This is a genomic window from Micromonospora sp. NPDC049107 (assembly GCF_040648595.1).
Lineage (GTDB): Bacteria > Actinomycetota > Actinomycetes > Mycobacteriales > Micromonosporaceae > Micromonospora.
In genome coordinates this window covers 308,300-331,462 of sequence record NZ_JBEZEC010000007.1, presented here as the reverse complement: position 1 = coordinate 331,462, position 23,163 = coordinate 308,300, and the positions used below count along the sequence as shown (strand labels likewise).

Below are 23,163 nucleotides of genomic sequence, written 5' to 3'. Positions count from 1 at the left end.
GTAGGTAAAGTCCTGTCGTCCCCGCAGCCTCCGATGCCGTTCGATATGGAGACCGGTCGATGACAACCGGACTGGCCCGCGTCACCATCAGCGCCCCCCAGCGGCGGGTGGACGTCGCCCTGCCGGAGCAGGTCCCCCTGGCCGAGCTGCTGCCCGACGTGCTCCGGCACGCCGGCGAGGGACTGGCCGACGACGGGGAACGGCACGGCGGCTGGGTGCTGCGCCGCACCGACGGGGCGCTGCTGGCGACCGCGCAGGCGCTGCTGCCGCAGGGCGTCCGCGACGGCGAGGTGCTGCACCTGGTGCCGGCCCGCGCCCACTGGCCCGAGCTGGAGTACGACGACGTCGTGGAGGCGATCGCCGACGGCGCCCGGCGACGTGGCGGAGCCTGGTCACCCGCCGCCACCCGGGTCGCCGGTCTGGCCGGCGCCGCCGTACCGCTCGCCGTCGGGCTGCTCGCCCTGCTCGCCAGCGGCCCGACGTCGAGCAGCGGCTGGGTCGCGGCGGCGGCGGTGGCGCTGCTGCTCACCGTGGCCGGTACGGTCGCCAGCCGTGCCAACGGCGACGGCGCGGCCGGCGCGACGCTCGGCGGGTACGCGCTTCCGTACGCCTTCGTAGCCGGTGCCCTCGCGGTCGGCTCGGGTGACCCGGTCGGCCCACTCGTACCGGTGCGCTGGGTCGGCGCGGCCGAACTGCTGGCCGGCTCGGTGGCGCTGCTGCTCGTGGCGCTGGTCGGGCTGCTCGGGGTGGCGAGCCGACAGCGGATCTTCGTGGCCGGCGTCACGGTCGGCCTGCTCGGTGCCGCCGCGGCGCTCGGCGCGCTGCCGCTGACCCCCGCCGGCACGGCGGCGGTGCTGCTCAGCGCACTGGTCTTCGCCATCGGGGCGATCCCGCTGCTGGCCATCCGGCTCGGCAAGCTGCCACTGCCGCCGATCACCCTGCCGGCCACCCCGTCCGCGGCCGAGCCGGAGCGGCCCGGGGACCTACCGGACCGGGGTCGGGTGCAGGCGGCGGTCACCCGCACCGAGGAGATGCTCACCGGGATGCTGCTCGGGCACGCGGTGCTGGCGGTCGGGGCCGCTGTCGTACTCGGGGTGGCTGGTGGGACGGCCGGCCCGGCGCTGGTGGCGGTGGTCTCGGCCGTGCTGCTGCTGCGCTCGCGGCTGTTCGTGGCGCTGCGGCACCGGGTGCCGACGGTGCTCGCCGGGCTCGTCGGCTACGCGGTGCTGGGCGCGGTGCTGGTCGACCGGGCCGACGACACCGGCCGCCTGGCGCTGGTCCTCGGCGGGGCGGCGCTGGGCCTGGTGACCGTGGCCGCCGGCACCGGGTACGCCCGGCGACCGGTCTCGCCGTACCTCGGGCGGGTCGCGGACCTCACCGACACGGCCCTGGTGGTCGCCGTGGTGCCGGTCGCCTGCGCGGTGCTCGACCTGTACGACAAGGCCCGGGGACTGCTCGGGTGAGCAGCTCCCGGGCCCGGCCGGTCGTCGTACGTCAGTGGGTGGACTCGCCGCGCGCCTCGGCGTCGCGCGCCCGCTGGTAGGAGGCGCGGATCTCGGCCTCGGCCTCGGTGCGGCCGACCCAGGTCGCGCCCTCGACCGACTTGCCGGGCTCCAGGTCCTTGTACACCTCGAAGAAGTGCTGGATCTCCAGGCGGTCGAACTCGCCCAGGTGGTGGATGTCGCGCAGGTGCTCCTGACGAGGGTCCTCGTAGGGGACGCAGAGGACCTTGTCGTCGCCGCCCTTCTCGTCGGTCATCCGGAACATGCCGATGGTCCGGCAGCGGATGAGGCAGCCCGGGAAGGTCGGCTCGGGGACCAGCACGAGCGCGTCCAGCGGGTCGCCGTCCTCGCCCAGCGTGTCCTCGATGAAGCCGTAGTCGGCCGGGTACTGGGTGGACGTGAACAGGGTGCGGTCCAGCCGGATCCGGCCGGTCTTGTGGTCCACCTCGTACTTGTTGCGGTGACCTTTCGGGATCTCAACCGTCACGTCGAAATCCATCTGCACGCTCCCTCGTCTGCCCACGCTGGCTAACGGAACCACTGGCGGCCCTCCGGACAGGTGAATGCCCACCCGCCGACTCCGGCCGCCGCATAGTCTTCGGACCGAAGTAGTGTCACCCAAGCCGATTTTCGTTGGGGGAGGAGGGGGTCGTGGGGAGGGAAGATTCACACTACCGTCCGGACGAGGGCGTCAGAGGCGGTACCGGACGATCCGGCTCCGGTGGCGCGACCGGAAGGGTCCCGTGCCGGACGCGCACTTCCCCCGAGTCCCCGAGGAGTCGGTTCCCGAGCGGCCACCGCCGCTGCCGTGGCGTCCGTCCGGCTCGGCCCCGGCGGGACCGAACAACGGTCGCTTCCCGGTCCTCGGCCCGGACCGCCCCGCGAGCGGCGCGCACCCCCCGGGTCGCGCGTCGGTCCGACCCGCCCCGAGCGGCCCCACCTGGGGCGGCCCGATGCCCGGCGAGCGTTCGGCCGGCGGCGATCCGTACGGCGTACCGCCGCTGGGTCCGCCGATCTCCGCGCTGCCCTCGACGGCCGACGTCGAACCGCCGGTGACGCCGCCGACCACGCCGCGCCGTCGCGGGCGACTGGTGACCGTGCTGGCCGTCGTGGTGCTGCTGGTGCTGGCCGGTGTGGGTGTCGTGGTGACCCGTCCCGGCCCGGTCGCGGGCTGGCTGGGCGACGACGGGGCGTCCGCGCCGACCGCCGCCGGCGCCAGCGCCGAACCGGACCCGTCGGACGTGTTGAACGGACCCGACCCGAACGCGCCGCTGCCCAGCGCCGACGCGGTACGGGCCGTGCTCGACCCGTTGGTCGACGTACCCGCCCTGGGTGACCGGGTGAACGTCTCGGTGGCCGACGTGACCACCGGTCAGACGCTGTACGGCAAGGGCGCGGACGACGGCACGGTGCCCGCCTCCGTCACCAAACTTGCGACGGCGGTGACCGTGCTGGCCGCCCGCGGCCCCGGATTCCGCATCCCGACCCGGGCGGTGGCCGGCACCAAGCCGGGCGAGGTGGTGATCGTCGGCGGCGGTGACCCCACGCTCGCGGTGAACAAGAAGGGCTACTACCCCGGCGCGGCACGCCTGGACGACCTGGCCGCGCAGGTGCGTACCGCCCTCGGCGGCACCGCCCCGACCAGCGTCACCGTCGACGGCACGGTCTACTCCGGCCCGCTGTACGGCCCCGGCTGGGACGACGACATCCCGACCGGCGGGTACGGCGGCGCGGTGACCGCGCTGATGACCGACGGGGCACGCAAGGACCCGGGCGCCGAGCCCGGCGGCGCCGAGCGGGTCCCCGAGCCCGACCTGGCCGCCGGCCGGTCGTTCGCCCGGCTGCTCGGTGTACCGACCAGCGCCGTCAAGCGGGGTACGGCCCCGGCTCTGGCGACCGCCGCCGGTGGCACCCCGCCGGCCGGTACGGAGCTGGGTGTGGTGCAGTCCCCACCGCTGATCCGGTTGGTCGACATCATGATCAGCGAGAGTGACAACCTGCTGGCCGAGGCGCTGGCCCGCCAGGTGGCCCTGGCACGAAACCAGAAGGCGTCCTTCGACGGCGGCGCTGCCGCGATGGACGCCGAGGTGGCGGAGCTGGGCCTGCCCGCCGAGGAGATCACCCTCTCCGACGGCAGTGGGCTGTCGCGTCGCAACCGGATCAGCCCGTCGCTGCTCACCGACCTGATCCGACTGGCCGCGAGTCCGGATCATCCGGAACTGGCCGGCGTCTTCGGAGGCCTGCCGGTGGGCGGCTGGTCCGGCACGCTGGGCGAGCGCTACCGGGGTGCCCCGGGGACCGCCGCCGGCGCCGGTGCCGTACGCGCGAAGACCGGCACCCTGACCGGGGTACACGCCATCGCGGGCCTGGTCACCACCGCCGACGGCCGACTGCTCACCTTCGCGGTGCTCACCGACAAGGTGCCCGGCGGGACGGACACCGCCCAACCGGCGCTGGACCGCATCGCCTCCGCACTGGCCGGCTGCGGCTGCCGCTGACCGTCCGCACGGGCGGGCTCCGGCTGCCGCTGACCAGCTCCGGGGCCCGGCCCGGGTCGGCACGCGGGGCCGCGACCGGCGTCGATCGCCGACGCGAGCCCGGCCCGGGGCGTCGCGACGCGGGTACGGTGGGTTCATGGCGCAGTTCGTGGACTGGGATCTGGCCGCCGCCACCGCGGGGGCGTTGAGCAAGTCGGGCCCCCGGGTGTCGTACACCGAGGCCACCGACGTGGTCGGCGACCTGCGTCGGCTGACCGACGAGGCCGCCGGGCACGTGGCCGACTACACCGGCCTGCGGGCGCAGGTGGCGCACCCGCCGGTGCGGGTGGTCGACCGGCGGGACTGGGCGGCCACCAACATCGCCGGGCTGCGTGAGGTGATCACCCCACTGGTCAGCCGGCTGTCCGGCGACAAGCAGCCCGGCGCGCTCACCGAGGCGATCGGGTCGCGGCTGACCGGGGTGCAGGCCGGCACCGTCCTGGCCTACCTGTCCGGCCGGGTCCTCGGCCAGTACGAGGTCTTCTCCGCCGACCCGGGGCAGTTGCTTCTGGTGGCGCCGAACATTGTCGAGGTGGAGCGCAAGCTCGAAGCCGACTCCCGGGACTTCCGGCTGTGGGTCTGCCTGCACGAGGTCACCCACCGCACCCAGTTCACCGCCGTGCCCTGGATGCGGGCCTACTTCCTCGGCGAGGTCCAGGCGTTCGTGGACGCGTCGTCCAGCGGCGGCGAACATCTCGTCGAGCGGCTGCGGCGCGGTGTCGCGACGCTGTCCGAGGCGGTCCGCGACCCGGAGAGCCGGACGAGCGTGCTGGACATCGTGCAGACCCCGGCGCAGCGGGCCGTCCTCGACCGCCTCACCGCGCTGATGACCCTGTTGGAGGGGCACGCCGAGTTCGTGATGGATGGCGTCGGCCCGCAGGTGATCCCGAGCGTGGAGCGGATCCGGGCCTCGTTCAACCGTCGCCGCGAGGCGGGCAACCCGTTGGAGAAGGCGATCCGTCGGCTGCTCGGGGTGGACGTCAAGATGCGCCAGTACGCCGAGGGTCGCAAGTTCGTGCACGGCGTGGTCGAGCGCGTCGGCATGGACGGCTTCAACCAGATCTTCAACTCACCGCTCACCCTGCCCCGGCTGTCGGAGCTGGGCGACCCGGACGCCTGGGTGGCACGCGTGCACGGCCCGGCCGGCACCGTTCCGTCCGCCGGCTGACCGTCCGCCGGTGGCCGCGCTCGCCCCGCCGGTGGCCGCGATCCGGGTGGCGGTCCGTCGCGCGCTGACCCACCTGCCGTCCGGCGGGCCGGTGCTGGTCGCCTGCTCCGGTGGGGCCGACTCGCTGGCCCTGGCGGCGGCGGCCGTGTTCGTGGCGCCCCGGCTGGGTCTTCCCGCCGGCCTGGTGACCGTGGACCACGGACTGCAGGACGGTTCGGCACGGCGCGCGGAGGCGGTGGCCGCCTGGGCCCGAGAGGCCGGGTTCGCGCCGGTCGTGGCGGTGCGGGTGGACGTGGCCGGCCGTCCGGGCGGGCCGGAGGCGGCGGCCCGCCAGGCCCGCTACGAGGCGTTGGCCGAGGCCGCGCGGCAGCACGAGGCGGTCGCGGTGCTCACCGGCCACACGCGCGACGACCAGGCGGAGACGGTGCTGCTCGCGCTCGCCCGGGGGGCCGGCCCGCGCGGGCTGGCCGGGATGCCCGATCGGCGGGAGCTGGCCGGGGTTCCGCTGCTGCGTCCGCTGCTCGAGATCGGCCGGGAGCAGACCCGCGCCGCCTGTGCCGTCCTCGGGCTCAGCCCCTGGCAGGACCCGCACAACACCGACCCCTCGTACGCCCGCTCCCGGGTGCGGGCCGACGTGCTGCCGGCGTTGGTACGGGCGCTCGGGCCGGGTGTGGTGGCCAACCTGGCGCGCACCGCCCGGCTGGTGGCGGCGGACAACACCGCCCTCGACGAGATCGCGGCGAGGGCGCTGCTGACATCCCGGCATCCCGCCGGTGGGCTTGCGGTGCCGGAGCTGGCCGGCCTCACCGCCGCCGTACGCGGTCGGGTGCTGCACGCCTGGGCCCTCGAGTTGGGCGCGGTCGGGGGCGCCCTGTCGCACCGGCACGTCGGGGCGCTGGACGCCCTGGTCACCGACTGGCACGGTCAGGGTCCGACCGACCTGCCCGGGGGTGTTCGCGTACTTCGTCGGGGCGACCGACTGGCGGTCCTCAGCTCGGGCTGAGGGCCGCCGCGCCGTCGCTCCGGTCCCGGAAGGTCGTCCGGTAGCTGTGCGGGGTGGCGCCGACCCGGCGGCTGAAGTGGTGGCGCAGCGCGGCGGCGTCACCGAAACCGGCCTGGTCGGCGACGGCCTCCACGCTCAGCGGCGTCTCCTCGAGCAGTCGTCGGGCGAGTAGCACCCGCTGGTTGGTGAGCCAGTCGTGCGGGGTGGTGCCGGTCTCGGCCCGGAACCGCCGGGCGAACGTCCGGGGGGCCATGCCGGCGCGGGCGGCCAGCTCCTCCACCGTGATCGTCCGGTCCAGGTGCCCCATCAGCCACTCCAGCACCGGTTCCAGGGTGGGCGCCTCGGGGGCCTTCGGGATGGGCGCCTCGACGTACTGCGACTGGCCGCCGTCGCGGTGCGGCGGGACCACCATCCGCCGGGCCAGCCGGGTCGCGGTGGCCGAGCCGTGCACCTGGCGGACGAGGTGCAGGCAGGCGTCGATACCGGCCGCGGTGCCGGCGCTGGTGAGCAGCCGACCGTCCTGGACGTACAGGGAGTTGCACCGCACCCGGGCGCGGGGATGCCGGCGTTGCAGCTCGTCCACGTACCGCCAGTGGGTGGTGCACTCCCGGTCGTCGAGCAGTCCGGCCTCGCCGAGCAGGAAGGCCCCGGAGCAGACGCTGATGAGGTGGGCCCCGCGCGCGTCGGCGCGGCGCAACGCGTCGAGCACACAGTCGGGTACGACGGTGCCCTGACCGTGCGCCGGAACGGCCACCAGGTCGGCCTCCTCAAGCGGGGCCAGGTCGGCGTTCGGCGTGAGGTGAAAGCCCGCCGAGGTGCGTACGGCAACCCCGTCGGGACTGCACACGTCGAAGCGGTACGCGGGGAAGCCGTCGGCCGTCCGGTCGGTGCCGAAGACCTCCGCGAGCACCCCGAGCTCGAAGGGAGCGACCTGGTCCAGGGCGAGGACGGCGACGGATCGGAGCATGTGACGAGGGTAACCCGAGAGATGGCAGTAAATCGATGCCCAATGGCATCTCTGCCACTGTCCGGGCGGTGCGCGTCGGCGCAGACTGGTCTCAGTCCGGTGCGCACCGGCGGCGAAACCGACAGCAATCATGCGAAAGTGAGCGCCGCCATGGAGTTCCTGTTCTTCCTCCTGTTCCTCGTCCTGCTCGTCGCCGCCTCGGCGGCGAACCTCACCGTGGACAGCCACGACTCGGCCGACTGGAAGCCCAGCGAGGACGGCCGCCGCTGGCGGTCCCGTACCAGCTGATGCCTTTTAGCACCCTTCGCGGTAAAAATCCTGGGCGGGACCGTGCCGAAAGGTGCGGCCCCGCCGACGGAGGCCATCCGACGTACGGCAGGCTAGGAGTCATGGCTGACGGCTCCTGGTACGACGCCGACATCGACCACGTGATCATCTCCGAGGCGCAGATCCGCGAGAAGACAGCGGAACTGGCCAAGCAGGTCTCCGCCGACTACGCCCACGTGGGCGACGGACTGCTGCTGGTCTGCGTGCTCAAGGGCGCGGTGATGTTCATGGCGGACTTCGCCCGGGCGCTGGGCCGAAGCGGCCCCCCGGCCGAACTCGACTTCATGGCCATCTCCTCCTACGGCCAGGGCACGACCTCCTCCGGGGTGGTCCGCATCCTCAAGGACCTCGACCGCGACATCGCCGGCCGGCACGTCGTGGTCGTCGAGGACATCGTCGACTCCGGGCTGACGCTCTCCTGGCTGCTGCGCTACCTGGAGTCGCGCTCGGCGGCGAGCGTCGAGGTGGTCGCGCTCTTCCGTAAGCCGGACGCGGTCAAGGTGCCGGTGCCGGTGAAGTACGTCGGCTTCGACATCCCCACCGAGTTCGTGGTCGGCTACGGCCTCGACTTCGGCGAGCGCTACCGGGAACTGCCCTACGTCGGGGTGCTCAAGCCCGAGGTCTACGCCCGCTCCTGAACCCGGTCGCCGGCCCGCCGCCGACCCGGGTGAAGGCGATTCGTATCGGCGTTCATCAAGCAGACGTTCAGCGGGCTCTCAGCTCTTGCGGTTACGGTGGACCCCGGTGGCGTGGAGGTAACTCCGCGTCCGGCCCCTCGACCGCGTGACCGAACGTTCGGGTGGCCGGGCCGGACTCCCCGCCACGCCGGTTACCACCCGGACCCGATTCGATGGTGCACGACCGCGGGGCTCACCAGCTCGCTCCTCGCGTACACCGCTGTGATTGTGTACGACTGCGGGGCTCGCAAGCTCACTCCTCGCGTACACGGTGTACCGTCGAATGACCGCGGCGCGGCAGTTTCGGTGCCTCGGGGTCGAGCCGGCCCGCACGGCGGCTCCGGCCGCCGCTCACCGCGGCGACACCATCAGACGGTCAGGACGTCGATCAGGAGGATGCGGGCGCTCCGGCGCTCGACAACAGTATGGAACGTACGCGTTTCTTCCGCCGACCGGTGGTCTGGATCATCCTGGTCATCCTCGGCGCCGTTGTGCTCAGTCAGCTGTTCACCGCTGGTCCCAGCTACCACCGCGTGGACACTTCCGTTGCGCTCGACCAGCTCCACACCGCACAGATCAACAAGGTCATCTTTCAGGACAAGGAGCAGACGCTCCAGCTCGACCTGAAGAACAAGACCAAGTTCGGTGAGACCACCACTGACCGGATCGAAGCCCAGTTCCCGTACCAGGTGGGCGACGAGGTCTGGAACGAGGTGCTCGCGGCCAAGGCGGCCAACCGGGTGACCGGCCCGGCCGACGCCAAGGTCTCCTCGGACAGCATCTGGGTGAGCCTGCTGGTCAACCTGCTGCCGATCGCGCTGCTCGTGCTCCTGCTGCTGTTCTTCATGTCGCAGATGCAGGGCGGCGGCTCCCGGGTGCTCAACTTCGGCAAGTCCAAGGCGAAGATGATCACCAAGGACACCCCCAAGACGACCTTCGCGGACGTCGCGGGTGCCGAGGAGGCCGTCGAAGAGCTGTACGAGATCAAGGACTTCCTGCAGAACCCGGCCAAGTACCAGGCCCTGGGCGCCAAGATCCCGAAGGGCGTGCTGCTGTTCGGCCCGCCCGGAACGGGTAAGACGCTGCTGGCCCGCGCGGTCGCCGGCGAGGCCGGGGTGCCCTTCTACTCGATCTCCGGCTCCGACTTCGTGGAGATGTTCGTCGGCGTCGGCGCCAGCCGGGTCCGTGACCTGTTCGAGCAGGCCAAGACGAACGCCCCGGCGATCGTCTTCGTCGACGAGATCGACGCCGTCGGCCGGCACCGTGGCGCCGGCATGGGCGGCGGCCACGACGAGCGGGAGCAGACGCTCAACCAACTGCTCGTCGAGATGGACGGCTTCGACACCAAGGGCGGGGTCATCCTGATCGCGGCCACCAACCGGCCGGACATCCTCGACCCGGCGCTGCTGCGCCCGGGCCGGTTCGACCGGCAGATCCCGGTGGACGCCCCCGACATGGAGGGCCGTAAGGCCATCCTGCGGGTGCACGCCAAGGGCAAGCCGTTCACGCCGGACGTCGACCTCGACGCGGTGGCCCGTCGCACGCCGGGCTTCAGCGGCGCCGACCTGGCCAATGTGATCAACGAGTCGGCCCTGCTCACCGCTCGCAAGGAGCAGCGCGCGATCTCCAACGACTCGCTCGAAGAGTCGATCGACCGGGTCGTCGCCGGTCCGCAGCGGCGGACCCGGGTGATGAGCGACCAGGAAAAGAAGATCACCGCGTACCACGAGGGTGGCCACGCGCTGGTCGCCTGGGCGCTGCCGCACGCCGCGCCGGTGCACAAGGTGACGATCCTGTCCCGTGGCCGCTCGCTGGGCCACACCCTGGTGCTGCCGACCGAGGACAAGTACACCCAGACCCGCGCCGAAATGATCGACACCCTGGCGTACGCGCTGGGCGGCCGGGCCGCCGAGGAACTGGTCTTCCACGAGCCGACCACCGGTGCCGGAAACGACATCGAGAAGGCCACCCAGCTGGCCCGCGCGATGATCACCCAGTACGGCATGAGCTCCAAGCTCGGCGCGATCAAGTACGGCACCAGCGGGGACGAGCCGTTCCTCGGCCGCAACATGGGCCACGAGCGGGACTACTCGGACTCGGTGGCCGCCGAGATCGACGGCGAGATGCGGGCCCTGATCGAGCTCGCGCACGACGAGGCGTGGGAGATCCTGGTCGAGTACCGGGACGTCCTGGACAACATCGTGCTCGAGCTGATGGAGAAGGAGACCCTCTCCACGGCCGACATGGCGCGGATCTGCTCCCGGGTGGTCAAGCGCCCGCCGCTCGCCCCGTACAACGGGTTCGGCAAGCGCCAGCCGTCCACCGAGCCGCCCGTGCTCACCCCCGCGGAGAAGGACAAGCTCAAGGCGCAGGCCGAGGCCGACGGCGCGCAGGCGTCCGTCGGCGGCGGATCGCCGTCCAGCAACAACTCGGACGGTACGCACTGAGCAACGACCCGACGGCCAGCTCCCCCCACGGGGAGCTGGCCGTGTCCGCGACCGAACCCGACGGGGACGACGAGCTGGACTACGTCGCCGCCCGGTTGATCAGCGGCAAGCTGACCGGTCGTCCCGTCGAGGACGCGGTCGACCTCGGCCGGATCGAGAGAGCCGTCCGCGAGATCCTGATCGCGGTCGGCGAGGACCCGGACCGGGACGGCCTCCAACAGACCCCGGCCCGGGTCGCCCGCGCGTACGCCGAACTCTTCGCTGGCCTGCGCGTCGACCCGGCGCAGGTGCTCAGCACCACCTTCGAGGCCAACCACGAAGAGCTGGTGATCGTCCGCGACATCGACGTGATGAGCCTCTGCGAGCACCACCTGCTGCCGTTCCGGGGTAGCGCGCACATCGGCTACATCCCCGGCCCGGACGGGCGGATCACCGGCCTGTCCAAGCTGGCCCGCCTCGTCGAGGTGTTCGCCCGCCGACCCCAGGTGCAGGAGCGGCTCACCTCGCAGGTGGCCGACCTGCTGATGAGCAGGCTGGCCCCGCGCGGCGTCGTCGTCGTGCTGGAATGCGAGCACATGTGCATGGCGATGCGCGGCATCCAGAAGTCCGGCGCCAAGACCATCACGTCGGCGGTGCGCGGCATCCTGCAGACGGACTCGAAGTCGCGGGCCGAGGCGATGGCCCTGATCCTTCCCCGTTGACCCACCCGCGCGACCGCCGGCTGGGTAGCCGGTGGGTCAGCCGGCCAGCAGAGCCAGCAGCAGGCCGGTCGTGACCAGGACCGCCGGCACCAGGCAGACCAGCACGCCGAAGCGCACCGTGCGGTCCACCTGGTCGTCGGGGGCGGCACGGAACACCCGGCCGACACACACCCAGCCGACGACGAAGGCGGCCGCCGGCATCGGCAGCCCGCCGACCAGGGCCAGCACGCTGGCCGGGCCCGACCCGGTCGTCGCGTACACGATGATCTGGATCAGCGGCACCAGCAGCGCCAGCGGCCCGTACACCAGGAGGTTTCGGGCCCGCGCGGGCCAGGAGGTCGGTCGGAGGCCGCGGCGCGCGGCCAACGCCGCGTCCGCCGCCTCGGCCCGACCCCGTGCGGTCCGCAGCGCCGCCAGGACGGCGGCCGGGCCGCCGGCCATCGACCGGGCGGCCTCCGTCAGCTCCGGTGGCGACGGCACCAGCGAGATCGCCGGTACGCCCCGCTCCCGCAACCGCTCCTGCTGGGTCGCCAACCCGGCGCGCACCACCGTCAGCTCCTCCCGGGCGGCTTCCGCCGAGCGGGCCTGCTCACCGGCGGCGGTCGCCGCGCCGCGCCGGACCGCATCGAGCTGACGGGCCGCCGCCAGGTACTCGGCCCAGGCGTCGACAGGCGCCGTGCCAGCGTCCGGACCGGCGGTCCGCTGCGGACCCGGACCGGTCGCCGTCGCCCTCACCTCGGCACCCTCCCTACGCATCGCCGGCTCAACCCGCATCGCCCGCGCGCCCCGTCTCGTCCGGTAGCCCTGCCTCGTCTGGTCGCCCCGTCTCGTCCGGTCTCCTCGTTTCGTCCGGTCTCCTCGTCTCCTCCGCGAACGGCACCAGGATCGTGCCCCGCTCGTCGGGACCATCCCACAGCGCCGCCCGGTCCGGACGCGCCCGCCACTGGACCGGCCTGCCGAACACGGCGGCGAGCTGCGCGGCCGGCACGTCCAGCGCCACGACGGCGGCCAGTTTGTCGACCTCGCCGTCCGGCTCCAGCAGCGCGGCGAACGGCGGCACCGCCCGCCACCAACCCAGCAGGTGCCGGCCCGCCGGTGGCCCGTCCCGCAGCAGCGCCCGCAACCGATCCGCCGGCAGATCCCGGGGACCGGGCCGATCCAACCCGAAGACCACCAGGTACGTCGGCAGCTCGTCGTCGGCGTCCGCCAACAGCGTTGGCAGGTCCACCAGTCGGGCCGGATGACGGGCGGCCAGCTCGGCCGTCAACGCCTCCGCCAGCGGGCGAGCCCCCTGGTCGGGTGCGGCCACCACGAACCGGGCGGTGCCCGCCGCATGGTGGCTCGCGGTGCTCCGGGCCGCCGTCGCCAGCAGGCCACCCGCCGCCGCGCCCGAGCCCAGCACCGCGAGGTTACGTCCAGGAGCAGGCCCCATCGGTACGGCGACCGTCGTGCGGGCCACGTCCACCGCACGGCCCAGCAAGGCCGCCGGGCCACCTGCCTGCCCCGCCAGGGCCGCCCGGTGACGCGGATCGTTGCCTAGCAGCGGACGGGCGTACCCGGCGAACACCACGGGCGGCACCGCCTCCGACGGTCGGGCCGCCCACAGCTCGTGTCGCAGCCGTTCGACCACCGCCGGATCGTCGAGCGGATCGGGGTGGCGGATCAGCCGCTCGTGACCACGGATCGCGCCACGTGGGCCGCCCAACCCTCCGGCGGTGTTCACCACCGCGCTGCCCACCGGCAGACCGGCGGCCGAATCGTTTGTCGGCTCCAACACCGGGCCGCCACCCGGCAACGCCACCCGTACCGGAAACTGCCCGAGCGCCGAATCCCGGTGCCCGGCGTCCGAGCGGGCACTCAACCCCAGCTCACCCGCGCCGGCCAGCACCAGGTGCACGCCGTACGCCCGACCGGACCGGGCCAACGCGTCCACCTGCGCGGCCAGCTCGGTGGCCAGCCGATCCCGCTCGGCGAAGAGCAACGGCACATTGTCCACCACACAGACGATGCGAGGCAGCGGGCGGTGCTGGCGCAGCTCCGCGAAGCGCTGCCCGCCGGCCCGCTCCGCCGCCTCCGCGCGGCGCCGCACCTCGGCCGTCAGCTGGTCGAACAGGTCCCGGACGTACTCCCGGTCGGCAGCCATGGCCGCCGCCCGCACGTGCGGAACCCAGGAGCGGTCCCGCTCGGTCTGCAGAAACTCCACGAACGACTCGCCGTCGCCCAGGTCGGCCAGGTAGAGCGTCAGATCGTCCGGACCGTACCGGGCGACCAGCCCCAGCAGGGCGGTGGTCAGGAACGCGGCACGACCCGCGTCGGACCGGCCACTCACCAACCAGTGCGGCGTCAGCTCCGTGAAGCCCAGCGGCACCGGCCGACCGCCCGCGTCACCCACCATCGTGGTGAGGCTGTCCGAGGCATCCGCCGTCCACCGGCTGTCACCCGTCTCCGGCAACAGATCCGCCAACGCCAACCGGGAGCCCGCCTCCACCTGGGCGGCGAGCCGCCGACAGACCGCGTCGGCGAGATCCGCCGGTGGGTCCGTCTCCACGAAGACCGGTGAGTTCATCCCACCCGGCGCCTCGGCCCCGGGGCTGGCGAACGATGCGCCCGGCGGGTCGCCGAGCAGCGCGTACGCGTTGCGCAACACCAGCGAGGTGGCCCGGGGCAACGGATCCCGGGACGCGTACGGGCCGGGCGGCGGCCACCCCGCCACCACCAGGTGCAGCCCCGCCGCCGGCCCCTGCTCGGCCAGCGTCTCGATCCGCGCCAGATCGGTCGGGCCGGTCAACTCCGGGAGCGCGGCGACCACCAGCAGCAGCGTACGGTCGTGACGACGCCGTCCGCTCGCCCCCGGCGTCACCCACTGCTCCGCCTCCGTCAACACCGCGCGCAGACCCGCCACGTCCACCGCCGGCGGGGGTAGCAGCCCGGCGTCGGCCAGCGCGCCGAACGGCGTCAGCACGGCACCCGTGGCGTCCACCGCGCGTACCAGCAGCGCGCCCGCGGGCGCGGCGCCCAGCAGCCGCAGCACCACGGCCCGCAGCAGGCCCGCCACCCGAGGCTCCCGCCCGTCGGCATCCACGCTCAGATGGCCCGTACCGACCAGCGGCACCAGAGCGGGAAACCGGGCGTCGTCCAAGGGCGCCGCCGTGCCGACCCGTACGAACGGTGGTGGGCCGTCACCCGCCGGAGAGCCCACGTCGAGTGAATCCAGAGCGGCTCCCGACCAGCCCGGGGCCAGCCGCGCGGCAACCAGCTGAAGCCGCTCGGCCAACTCGTACTGGCGGCGCTGATCAGCAGGGGCCGGGCGTACCTCGTCGAGGATCCCGGCGGCGGCGGTGACGACAGCGGCAGCCCGGCGGTGCAGCGCCGCGGCGCGGTTCGTGCGTGCCTTCGGACCGGCCACCGTGTCCACCCCCTCACCCGAGGTCGGCAACCCCTCCCCGAGCAGTGACGGTATCCCAGCCAGAGCCGCACCTCCGGGAGGTACCGCGGCGGTGCGCCGGTGTTGTCGCGGATGTCACCGGTGGGGAGTGGTCCGTCACGATCCGCTGGATCTGAGGCATTGGCTCCGCGCCGTCCAGCCGTTAACGTCAGGAGGTGGAATCAGTGCAGCCCCCCGCCGGTTCCCAGGTCTCCCGCGTACCGGCCCAGCGGACTCCGTCCGAACAGCTGCCGCCGGCCCCGCCAACGCCGGCACCACAGCCACGACGCCGCCGGCTGCGCACCGTGCTCATCGTTGTCGGTGGTGTGCTCGCGCTGCTCCTGCTCGGTGGGGTGGCGACAGGTTTCGTGCTCTACAACCGCGCCGCCGCCCCGGACCGCAGCGCCCCCGACGTGGTCGTCGTCAACTATCTGCAGGCAGCGCTTGTGTCTCGCGACCCCAACAGAGCCAAGCTATTTACTTGTGATGGGTCGGTCCCGGCTCTGGATCAGTTCAATGCGCAAGCAGTCCGACGTGAGCAAGAACTTGGCGTTTCATTCTCGATCAACATCGAAGGTGTTAGCGTCGCGAAGATTAATTCGAATAATGCCTCGGTCACCGCTGTAATCCGCCGTAGTGCATCGATCGATGGGATTCAACAGAGTCTGGCTGATACCTGGCGGTTCGATGTTCAGGACAGAGACGGTTGGCGTGTATGTACTGGCGCGAGGGTCGGTTAGGTGTCACTCGATCCACAGCAGATGGACGGGTACCTCGAGCGTGGTGGGTGACTGGCCACGCCAGGCCCAGCGGTACCACTCCACCTCGGGCGTGATCCGCACGCAGATGTCGCCCTCGGCGCCCGAGTAGGTTTCGGTCACCGCCCGCATGTCCCGGTGTTCGCGTCCGTCCTCAACGTGCACCACCCGGCGTCCGGTGACCGCGTCCGCTTCGAACACGGGGGTGGGAGCGCGGTGGGAGGGGCCGTCGAGCGAGACCAAGCGGATGCCGGTGTCCCGTACGCCCTCCGTTGCGGGCCGTTCACCGACCGTCTCCACCCACACCCGCTCCACCGGCACCAGCGGCGCGAACACCTCGACCTGGTCGGCCTCGGCCCGGTACCACTCGTGTTCGGGGATGACCGGCACGTAGGTTCGGGCACCCTGCACGACCCGGTCGTCCGCGCGCAGGTCTCCACGCCAGCCCAGCCCGGGCAGACCCACGAGCACCCGCTGCCCGCGCAGCTCCACGCGCCCGGTGGCGGGCACGATGGTCAGGGGGCGGGGTGGCCGGGGCGCCCAGTCGGGTTGGTCGGCGAACGGGTCCGGCAGCGGTCCGGTCATGCCAGTGACCGCCTCACTCCGCGGCGCGCAGCGGAGCGCCCCGCTGGCGCATGAAGGGGATCGGGTCGGTCGCGCCCCGGCTGGACCGGTCGCTGCGCAGGTGCACCTCGAAGTGCAGGTGCGGTCCGGACGAATTCCCGCTGCTGCCGACCTGTCCGATCACCTCGCCGGCGGGGACGATCTGGTCCGGCGAAACGCGCGGCTGGACCACCATGTGGCAGTAACGGGTGATGTAACCACCGGCGTGCAGGATGTCGACGAACCAACCACAGCCACCCTTGCCCGGATAACCGTCCACGTCGCAACTCCGGCGCCCCTTGTAGTCCGGGTCGCAGCGGGCAACGAGCACTCGGCCGGTGGCCGCGGCACGGATCTCGGTGCCCTTCGCCGCTCCGATGTCGACACCGTTGTGGCTGGGTCGATCGGCGGTCCGGAAACCGGAGCCGACGTCGCCGGAGATCGGCGCCGTCCAGCCGGAGGCGGCGATCTCGCCGCGCTCGGCCGCGTCGCACACCGCCTTGCCGTTGATCTGAACGGTGCGAGCCGCACCACCAGCGAGTGCGTCCACGATCTTGCCGGCCAGCTCCTCGTGCTTGGCATACGCGTCCGGATAGGCGCTGACCTGGACCTGCTGTGCCACGACGGTCAGCGGTCGACGTTGCCAGCTGCGCACCTTGACGAGTTTCTCGTAGAACTTCCGGGCGGTGTACGCGGGTGTCATCCGCTCGGCGATCGAGCCCCAACCCGGACGCTGCTGAAAGAGGCCCAACGAGTCGTGGTCAGCACCGACGCCCTCGTGTGGCAGGGACAGCGACTCGGGCACGCCACTGTTGGCCAGGTTGCGCAGGGCGGACTCCTGCATCGCCGTGGCGAGGGCGATCACCCAACCACGCGAGGGAACCCCCATGTCCTGACCGACCTTGATAATGATCGCCGCGTTGCGGACCTGCGCGTCGCCGTACTCGCTGAACCGGGGTAGCTCGCCGGTGATGTCGACGGGACGCACCGGCCCGCAGCCCCAGCCGGCCAGGGCGTCCCCATTCTCCTCGTCGCCGCCGAGACCACTGAGGAAGAATGCCGCCGTCCCCCCGGTGCAGCAGAGCAGGAGCAGTACGCCGGTGAGTACCGAGGCGATCACGCCGGCCCGGACCGGCCGACGAAGAGCGCGGCCTGCTCTGCCGGCGGTCACTGTCGCTCCCAGTCGATTACGTCGACCAGCCAACTCTTGTCCGCCATCACCAGCTCCAAACGGAGACGGCCGGTGTTGAGCGGTAGCAGCACCTCGACGAAGGTCTCGGTGCGTGACCGCACCGTCGGCGGGCCGGTCACCTCCTCGGCCGGCACCCCGCCGGGCTCGGCGCCGGCCAGCTTCTCGGTGAGCGCCGGCGTCGACATCGGCCGTAGCCCGGCCTGCCACTGGTCGGCAGTCATGCCGGGCCGGCCGATCCAGGCCGAGGCGAACCGGTCCGCGATCTGCTCGGGCGAACGAGCACCGGGTGGAGTGACCGGCGATGGAGGTGCCTCGGTGGCGATCAGACCATCGTCACCAGCCGTCGGGTCGACCGTGGTGATCGGCCGGTTCGGCCGGTTGCTCAACCCGTCCGTCGGGTCGGTCGGACCGGACACCAGGCGCGCCGCTCCGATCACCCCGAAGATGAGGACCGCGATCAGCGCGGCCATCCCCAGCCGGGATCGCAGTGCCCGGGTGAAGAGAAACTCCAGCGCCCGTCGCATCGCTGTCACCGAGCCTCGGAACGCACCCGCGGTCCGGTGCGATCCGGCGCACGTTCGGTGGAGCCCGGCCGATAGACCACGAACGACGGGTTCTCGGCCGGAACGTCGGGTTCGGTCCACGTCGCCGGTTGCCGCCGACGAGGCTGCGGCGGCACGGGACGGTCTCGACCGCCGGTCTCCCCGATCGGTGCCTCGTCGGCGCGTTCGTGACCATCGGGCCGAACGTCGTCGGTGCGTCGGCTGCCGGCCGGGGTGGGCGTCGGCGTCGGGCCCGCGTCTTCCCGGCGGGCCTCCGGGCGCAGCCGGGTCTGCTCGGCGTCTGGTGACCGGCGGCGCCCGCCCACCGGTTCCACCGTGCCGCCGGGCTCCACGACATCGAGTCGCGCCGCGACCCGCATGTCACGGAAGAAGCGGCGGTGCCAGGAGCCGGCCGAACTGACCGCCTCGCTGCTGTCCTTACCGCCAAGCTGGGTGATCCGCCGGTACGGCCGTAGCAGTAGCCAACCGACCACTCCGCACAACCACACCAGGACCACCTGGAGCCATCCGGGAAGGGTGGGCGTACTCATGATCAAATCGACCGCGAACAGGTAGATGGCGGCCCCGGTGCCGAAGATGGCGATGTTGAAGATCGCGGCGACGACGGCGTTCGCCAGCCGTCGCAGACCGGCGCTGGCCGGTCGGAGCAGCCCCACGGTGCCCAGGATGGGCGCCGCGATCACCGCCCACCTGAAGATGAGGAACCCCAGCAGGACCAGAAGCGACGCCGTCAGGTCGAACATGGCGAACAGCACCGAGGCCAGCACCGCGATGAACCCCGCCCCGACCCGGTCCATGTCCCGGACGCCCTGGAGGTATTCGTACGCCTCCGGGTCCTCGGTCTGGATCTGCTGGGCCACCCGCGCCCACTGCTGCTGCTTCGCCTTGATCGTCGCCTCCCGGGTGGCCGGGTTGGCGCGCATTGACTGGGCTTCGCCCCATGTCAGGGATCGCGCGTCGTACAGCGCCGGTCCGTACTTGCGAGCCGTCTCGCTGTCGGCCGACCCGAGGACACCTCGGACCCAGTTTCGGTAGAGCATCGTCTCGGTAGCGGTGTCGCTCGCGCGAACGGCCGGCGTGCGCAGGTCTTTACAGCGGTCTGGATCAATGCATCGCCCTGGGTCGGGCTCTTTTGCTTGCGGGCCTACCGCGTCGTGGACCACACCGAGGCTGGTGATCAGCGTGCCGTCCGCGATGTTCGCCGACTTCACCGGCCAGGCGGCCAGCGCGGTGACGGCGACCATCACGAGGAGAGCCCAACCCGCGGTGGTCATCGCGTTGCTCATGTCCGACTGGCGGGAGCGCCAGAGTAGGTAGAGGCCCACCACGCACAGCGTGACGATCCCGAAGACGCTGAACACCTTCTCGTAGACGGACTTCGTCGCCTTCTCGACCAGCGGGTCCGCCCAGCCCCACATGGAACGGGGATCCCAGGCACGCTCGCGCAACGCGTTCGATGCGCCGATGACCGCCGTGGCGACCATGAACTCCCCGTTGGCCACCGTCGTCGTGAACTTGTAATCCGGATGCAGGACGCTCGATGCGCAGCCACCGTCGATGTCGTAAGTGTTGTAGCTGTAACCCGCGTACCCATAGAGGCTGTAGCGACCGGCTATGCCGTTCGCCGCCTCAGCCGGTGGTGCTGCGGCGAACCAGCCGGCGAGGCCGGAGTCGGGTGTGCCCGGGGTCGGCGCGTTGCGGCACTTGACCTCGTCCTCGCTGACCGCCTGGAGCTTCCCCACGCAGGCCCGGAAGTCGGCCTGCCACTCGGCGGTGGTGCAGAGTTCGGCTCGGGCCTGGGTGACGGGTGGGGCGGCTGCGGCCGCTTCCGCGCCGAGCAGCGGCCAACTGAGGGTGGCCCCTGCCAGGACGCCGAGCGCGAGCAGGAACGACGTGATCCGAACCCGGGCCCCAGCCATGTCACGCCTCCAGATCGGGCAGGGAGATGCTCGGTAGGACTCCGGCCGCCGCGGCGATCGCGGCGGGTGTCGTGTCGAGGTGGTCCAGCAGGCCGTCGACGTACGAGACGTCGACCCGGACCTTCTGCACCCGGCCGTCGACGTCGCGCATCACGAACTCCCGGAAGCCGAGGCGGGAGGCCGAGTTGCTGTCGGCGGCGGAGAGCGAGGCCAGGGTGGCCTCGTACCCGTCGTTGACCGGTACCCGCAGCAGGCGCAGCGCCTCGGAGGCGATCTCGGCGTCTTCGGCGATCCGGCCGACGAAGACGGTGGAGACGAGGTTCTGCACGTCGAGGCCGAGGATGTCGCGGGGGTTCTGCGAGGCGACCAGCGCGGCGAGGTTCCACTTCCGGGAGTCTCGGGCGAGCCGGACCAGGAACGAACGCCCGGACCGCCAGCCCTCCATGAAGTGCGCCTCGTCGAGGCCGACCAGCTTGCGGGACGACATCGACCCGCCGTAGCAGCGGCGGACGGCGAGCCGGTGCGCGGTGTGCAGCATCGGCAGGGCGAGGGCCTCCTCGGCCGACCAGTACTCACGTTCGATCTTGAGGTCGGGCAGCCGGAGCCCGGCCATGGTGATCACGGTGAGCGCCGCGTCCGCGCCCAGCAGCCCTTCGGGCGGCCGGCCGAAGAACAGCATGGCGAGCGGCATCTCGGCGGTGTCCAGGAGGAGGTTCGCCAACTCCTTGCCGGCGTCGTCGTCGAGCCGCCCGAGGCAGCTCACCACGTCGTCCAGGGTGGACGTCTCCTCGGCGGGTACCTGCCGGACGGCGTGCCGGAACAGGGTGGCGGTCGACGCCTCCCGGGCCACCTGCGGCGGCACGAGCATCATGCAGATGTCCTGGACCAGCATGCGGCGTTCGGCCCGCGCGTTGGAGACGGCGATCTCGAACTCACGGTCGCCGGCGGCCCCGCTGGCGAACTCGCTGCGCAGGGGCGTGGGGATGAGCGAGTAGGGCGCCAGGGTGCCGTGCTCGGAGCCGGTCAGGTTCAACACCCGGGAGTACGGGCGCAGCTCGGGCATGGCACAGAGCCGGGCCAGCGGCCCGGACGGGTCGAGGAGGGTCACCTGCACACCCCGTCGGGCGGCGAGGTAGCCCAGCGCGCCGAGCAGGGTCGACTTGCCACCACCCGGCTCGGCGACGAACACCGCGAGCCCGGAGCGTTCGCGTACCTCCATGGGGAAGTGCAGGTCGAGGAAGACCGGACGACGACAGGTGCCGGCGGTACGCCCGATCAGGTCGCCCCGGCGGTCGCCGACGGTGGAGGCGGCCTGCGGGAGCGCGGCGGCGAGCAGCGGGACGGGCATCCGGCGGACGTAGCCGGTGTTGGCGATCGGTTCGCCGGGGATGAACTCGCGGGCCAGCCAGTCCTGGTTCTTCGGGTGCTGCAGCGAGATGCGCAGCTCGCGGGAGTAGAGCTGGATGAGCCGGCGGGCCCGCTCCAGGCACTCCTCCCTGGTCCGGCCGCCGACGGCGATGCGGTGCCAGCCGTGTGCGCGCGCCGAGTCGACGGGCAGGCCGGTGGTCATCTCGTCGCCGATCACCAGCGCCCGCTTGGCGAGGCGTTCCAGCTCCGGGGGAGCGTCGATGCCGTGCTCGGCGTAGTCGAGCTGCTGGGAGCGGATCATGCGGAGCCGGTGCTCGAGGTTACGGAACGAGTCACCGGAGCCGAGGATGTCGACCCGGGTGGAGATCTCCATCGGCCAGGGCAGTCGTTCGTGGAAGTGCAGCCACGGCTCGTGCCGTTCCGGGATCTCCAGCGGTTCCATCCGGCCGACGGCGAGCACGGCCACGTGCCGTTCCTCGCCGGTCATCCGGTTGACCAGCTTGACGGTCGAGCCGTACGGGGTGCGGTAGCGCTCGACCTGTTCGGTCAGGGCGAGCAGGTCACCGCGCTCCCACTGCCCGTCGGTCACCGGCGAGAGGCGACCCGGGGGCGCCATGCACAGCGCGACCGAGCGGTAGAGCAGCCATTCCAGCTCCTGCGCGGTGACCCGTCGGCCACGCATGCCGAACGCGCCGAGCACCTCGTCGAACTGCTCGACCGTGCGACCCAGCTTGCGACGCTCGCCCTCCGCCGTGCCCCGGCCGAAGGTGCGGAGCAGCCGTTCGGTCATGGAGTCGCCGAGGGAACGCCGGGCGAAGGTGACGCCCAGGTAGGTCTGCCCCTCGGCGTGGTTGACCGCCATCAGGTGCCGTTGGGCGGCGACCAGGTGGTCCGCCCAGCCCGTCGTTCCAGGCACGTCGGGCAGCGGCGCGGCCGTGTGGGTGTCGATGGTGCGTGCCCACTCGTCGGCCGGGAACGGCCGGGTGGTCCGGCGCAGGTGCAGCCGGAAGCCGGCGAGGCCCGCGTACTGCTCGGAGATCGCCGACAGCAGCGCCTCGCGTTCGGCGTCGGGGCGGAAGGCCCAGCGCACCTCGGGCAGCCAGTACCAGGCGGTCACCGTGTTCGGCGTGAAGGTCAGGTGGCCGGCGATCTCGGTGATGGCCAGCTCGACCGATGGGTCCCGGTCACCGAACTTGATTTTCGGAGCGCGGACCCGGACCGGCTTGATCGGCCGGTCCTGACGGTTCGCGGCCCGCTGGCGGGGCGTGGTGACCTCTCTGCCGGCGCCGGTGGGTCGCTCCGTCCGGGTGGTCCGGTGCGGCCCGCGTTCCAGGGCCGGCCGGTCGACCGGCGCGGTCGGCTGCTCTGCCGGGGCGCTCGGACGCTGCACCGGCGCCGCCGTCTGCCCGGCCGATGTGCTGCTGGACACCCGGCTCGCCGGGCCGCTGGACGGCGGCGCGGGCGCGGCTGGGGCGGTCTGCTCGACCTCGACCGTGGGCTGCGGCATCGGCCGTCGGTCGCCCGCCTGGTGTGGCAACCGGGGCTCGACGGACGGACGGGTGTCGATCCGGTGGCCACTGCTGGAGGGGTCGTCCGGTGTCCACGGTGGCTCCAGCTCGGGAGCCGGCCGGGTCGGCGTCGGCGGTTGCTGCGGGATCGCCGGCTGGGGCCGGCTGGCGGGAGCCGCCGTCACGGCCCGGGGCCGCGCGCCACCGAACAGGTCCAGGAAGGGCGAGTCGATGTCGGCGTTGTCGCCGGCCGAGACCGTGCTCGGCTCGGTGGGAGGCGTCCGGCGGGTGACCGGCCGGGGTGCCTGGAACACGCCGACCGCGCCGTGACCGGGCGAGGTCACCAGCGCGGGATCGAGTGCGACCTCATCCTCGGTCTCGGGGTAGTCGAACGACTGCGAACGGTGACTGGCCGGCACGGCCGGGCGGCCGGCCGGGGAGCCCGGCGTGGAAGAGCGACTCATGCGACCGCCTCACCCGCGTGAAACAGACCGATCGA

General features: G+C 72.5%; 18 protein-coding genes. 9 read left to right on the top strand and 9 right to left on the bottom strand.

Annotated elements, in window-relative coordinates:
* Nucleotides 1-59: 59 nt before the first annotated feature.
* Entirely contained in the window at nt 60-1,463 is a 1,404-nt protein-coding gene (gene eccD, locus AB0B55_RS19460; protein ID WP_357172640.1) for a type VII secretion integral membrane protein EccD, read from the top strand.
* A gap of 31 nt (nt 1,464-1,494) precedes the next feature.
* On the opposite strand, the gene AB0B55_RS19455 is transcribed toward eccD, so the two are convergent.
* Nucleotides 1,495-2,001: an inorganic diphosphatase gene (locus AB0B55_RS19455; RefSeq protein ID WP_355052506.1), complete on the bottom strand. Its 507-nt coding sequence runs from the start codon at nt 1,999-2,001 to the stop codon at nt 1,495-1,497.
* Between the two features lie 454 nt (nt 2,002-2,455).
* Here AB0B55_RS19455 and dacB point away from each other — a divergent pair, with 454 nt between their 5' ends.
* The 3 genes from dacB (at nt 2,456) to tilS (ending at nt 6,210) form a co-directional block, all read left to right on the top strand.
* Entirely contained in the window at nt 2,456-4,000 is a 1,545-nt protein-coding gene (gene dacB, locus AB0B55_RS19450; protein ID WP_357172783.1) for a D-alanyl-D-alanine carboxypeptidase/D-alanyl-D-alanine-endopeptidase, read from the top strand.
* 136 nt (nt 4,001-4,136) lie between these two features.
* Complete coding sequence (locus AB0B55_RS19445; RefSeq protein WP_357132801.1) at nt 4,137-5,207, top strand: zinc-dependent metalloprotease; 1,071 nt, start codon at nt 4,137-4,139, stop codon at nt 5,205-5,207.
* Nucleotides 5,208-5,217: 10 nt separating this feature from the next.
* Nucleotides 5,218-6,210, top strand: coding sequence for a tRNA lysidine(34) synthetase TilS (gene tilS / locus AB0B55_RS19440; protein ID WP_357172637.1), 993 nt, complete (start codon nt 5,218-5,220; stop codon nt 6,208-6,210).
* On the opposite strand, the gene AB0B55_RS19435 is transcribed toward tilS, so the two are convergent.
* A complete protein-coding gene (locus AB0B55_RS19435; protein ID WP_357132797.1) occupies nt 6,197-7,177 on the bottom strand; it encodes a helix-turn-helix domain-containing protein in 981 nt (326 codons plus the stop codon). The genes tilS and AB0B55_RS19435 overlap by 14 nt on opposite strands.
* Before the next feature lie 138 nt (nt 7,178-7,315).
* On the opposite strand from AB0B55_RS19435, the gene AB0B55_RS19430 reads away from it, so the two are divergent.
* The 4 genes from AB0B55_RS19430 (at nt 7,316) to folE (ending at nt 11,329) form a co-directional block, all read left to right on the top strand.
* On the top strand, nt 7,316-7,465 hold the full coding sequence (locus AB0B55_RS19430) for a hypothetical protein (RefSeq protein ID WP_355052605.1): 150 nt from the start codon (nt 7,316-7,318) through the stop codon (nt 7,463-7,465).
* Between the two features lie 101 nt (nt 7,466-7,566).
* Entirely contained in the window at nt 7,567-8,142 is a 576-nt protein-coding gene (hpt, locus tag AB0B55_RS19425) for a hypoxanthine phosphoribosyltransferase (protein WP_357132795.1), read from the top strand.
* 464 nt (nt 8,143-8,606) lie between these two features.
* Nucleotides 8,607-10,628, top strand: a complete 2,022-nt coding sequence (gene ftsH / locus AB0B55_RS19420) for an ATP-dependent zinc metalloprotease FtsH (RefSeq protein WP_357132793.1) — start codon at nt 8,607-8,609, stop codon at nt 10,626-10,628.
* 35 nt (nt 10,629-10,663) lie between these two features.
* Nucleotides 10,664-11,329, top strand: coding sequence for a GTP cyclohydrolase I FolE (gene folE, locus AB0B55_RS19415; protein WP_357132965.1), 666 nt, complete (start codon nt 10,664-10,666; stop codon nt 11,327-11,329).
* 36 nt (nt 11,330-11,365) lie between these two features.
* Here the strand turns inward: folE and AB0B55_RS19410 are convergent, their stop codons facing one another.
* A complete protein-coding gene (locus AB0B55_RS19410; RefSeq protein ID WP_357172634.1) occupies nt 11,366-12,064 on the bottom strand; it encodes a hypothetical protein in 699 nt (232 codons plus the stop codon).
* A 28-nt stretch (nt 12,065-12,092) separates the two neighbouring features.
* A complete protein-coding gene (locus AB0B55_RS19405; protein ID WP_357172631.1) occupies nt 12,093-14,744 on the bottom strand; it encodes an FtsK/SpoIIIE domain-containing protein in 2,652 nt (883 codons plus the stop codon).
* Nucleotides 14,745-15,058: 314 nt separating this feature from the next.
* Between AB0B55_RS19405 and AB0B55_RS19400 the strand changes: the two genes are divergently transcribed.
* Nucleotides 15,059-15,493, top strand: coding sequence for a hypothetical protein (locus tag AB0B55_RS19400; protein WP_357172628.1), 435 nt, complete (start codon nt 15,059-15,061; stop codon nt 15,491-15,493).
* A gap of 3 nt (nt 15,494-15,496) precedes the next feature.
* Here the strand turns inward: AB0B55_RS19400 and AB0B55_RS19395 are convergent, their stop codons facing one another.
* The 5 genes from AB0B55_RS19395 to AB0B55_RS19375 are packed head-to-tail and all read right to left on the bottom strand — an operon-like array spanning nt 15,497 to nt 23,128.
* Nucleotides 15,497-16,096, bottom strand: a complete 600-nt coding sequence (locus tag AB0B55_RS19395) for a hypothetical protein (RefSeq protein ID WP_357132785.1) — start codon at nt 16,094-16,096, stop codon at nt 15,497-15,499.
* A gap of 13 nt (nt 16,097-16,109) precedes the next feature.
* Complete coding sequence (locus tag AB0B55_RS19390) at nt 16,110-17,285, bottom strand: M23 family metallopeptidase (protein ID WP_357172625.1); 1,176 nt, start codon at nt 17,283-17,285, stop codon at nt 16,110-16,112.
* The gene (locus AB0B55_RS19385) at nt 17,282-17,839 is read right to left on the bottom strand and encodes a hypothetical protein (RefSeq protein WP_357132781.1); all 558 of its coding nucleotides are present in this window, start codon (nt 17,837-17,839) and stop codon (nt 17,282-17,284) included. The genes AB0B55_RS19390 and AB0B55_RS19385 overlap by 4 nt, the downstream gene beginning before the upstream one ends.
* Nucleotides 17,836-19,788 carry an MFS transporter gene (locus AB0B55_RS19380; protein WP_357172622.1) on the bottom strand — a complete coding sequence of 651 codons (1,953 nt, stop codon included), beginning with the start codon at nt 19,786-19,788 and terminating at the stop codon, nt 17,836-17,838. The genes AB0B55_RS19385 and AB0B55_RS19380 overlap by 4 nt, the downstream gene beginning before the upstream one ends.
* A gap of 1 nt (nt 19,789) precedes the next feature.
* Entirely contained in the window at nt 19,790-23,128 is a 3,339-nt protein-coding gene (locus tag AB0B55_RS19375; RefSeq protein ID WP_357172619.1) for an ATP-binding protein, read from the bottom strand.
* Between the last annotated feature and the right edge of the window lie 35 nt (nt 23,129-23,163).

Excerpts from the sequence above, each read along its gene's own strand:
- eccD (WP_357172640.1), top strand. The coding sequence starts at position 60 with ATGACAACCGGACTGGCCCGCGTCACCATCAGCGCCCCCCAGCGGCGG.
- AB0B55_RS19455 (WP_355052506.1), bottom strand. The coding sequence starts at position 2,001 with ATGGATTTCGACGTGACGGTTGAGATCCCGAAAGGTCACCGCAACAAG.
- dacB (WP_357172783.1), top strand. The coding sequence starts at position 2,456 with ATGCCCGGCGAGCGTTCGGCCGGCGGCGATCCGTACGGCGTACCGCCG.
- AB0B55_RS19445 (WP_357132801.1), top strand. The coding sequence starts at position 4,137 with ATGGCGCAGTTCGTGGACTGGGATCTGGCCGCCGCCACCGCGGGGGCG.
- AB0B55_RS19435 (WP_357132797.1), bottom strand. The coding sequence starts at position 7,177 with ATGCTCCGATCCGTCGCCGTCCTCGCCCTGGACCAGGTCGCTCCCTTC.
- hpt (WP_357132795.1), top strand. The coding sequence starts at position 7,567 with ATGGCTGACGGCTCCTGGTACGACGCCGACATCGACCACGTGATCATC.
- ftsH (WP_357132793.1), top strand. The coding sequence starts at position 8,607 with ATGGAACGTACGCGTTTCTTCCGCCGACCGGTGGTCTGGATCATCCTG.
- AB0B55_RS19395 (WP_357132785.1), bottom strand. The coding sequence starts at position 16,096 with ATGACCGGACCGCTGCCGGACCCGTTCGCCGACCAACCCGACTGGGCG.
- AB0B55_RS19380 (WP_357172622.1), bottom strand. The coding sequence starts at position 19,788 with ATGGCTGGGGCCCGGGTTCGGATCACGTCGTTCCTGCTCGCGCTCGGC.
- AB0B55_RS19375 (WP_357172619.1), bottom strand. The coding sequence starts at position 23,128 with ATGAGTCGCTCTTCCACGCCGGGCTCCCCGGCCGGCCGCCCGGCCGTG.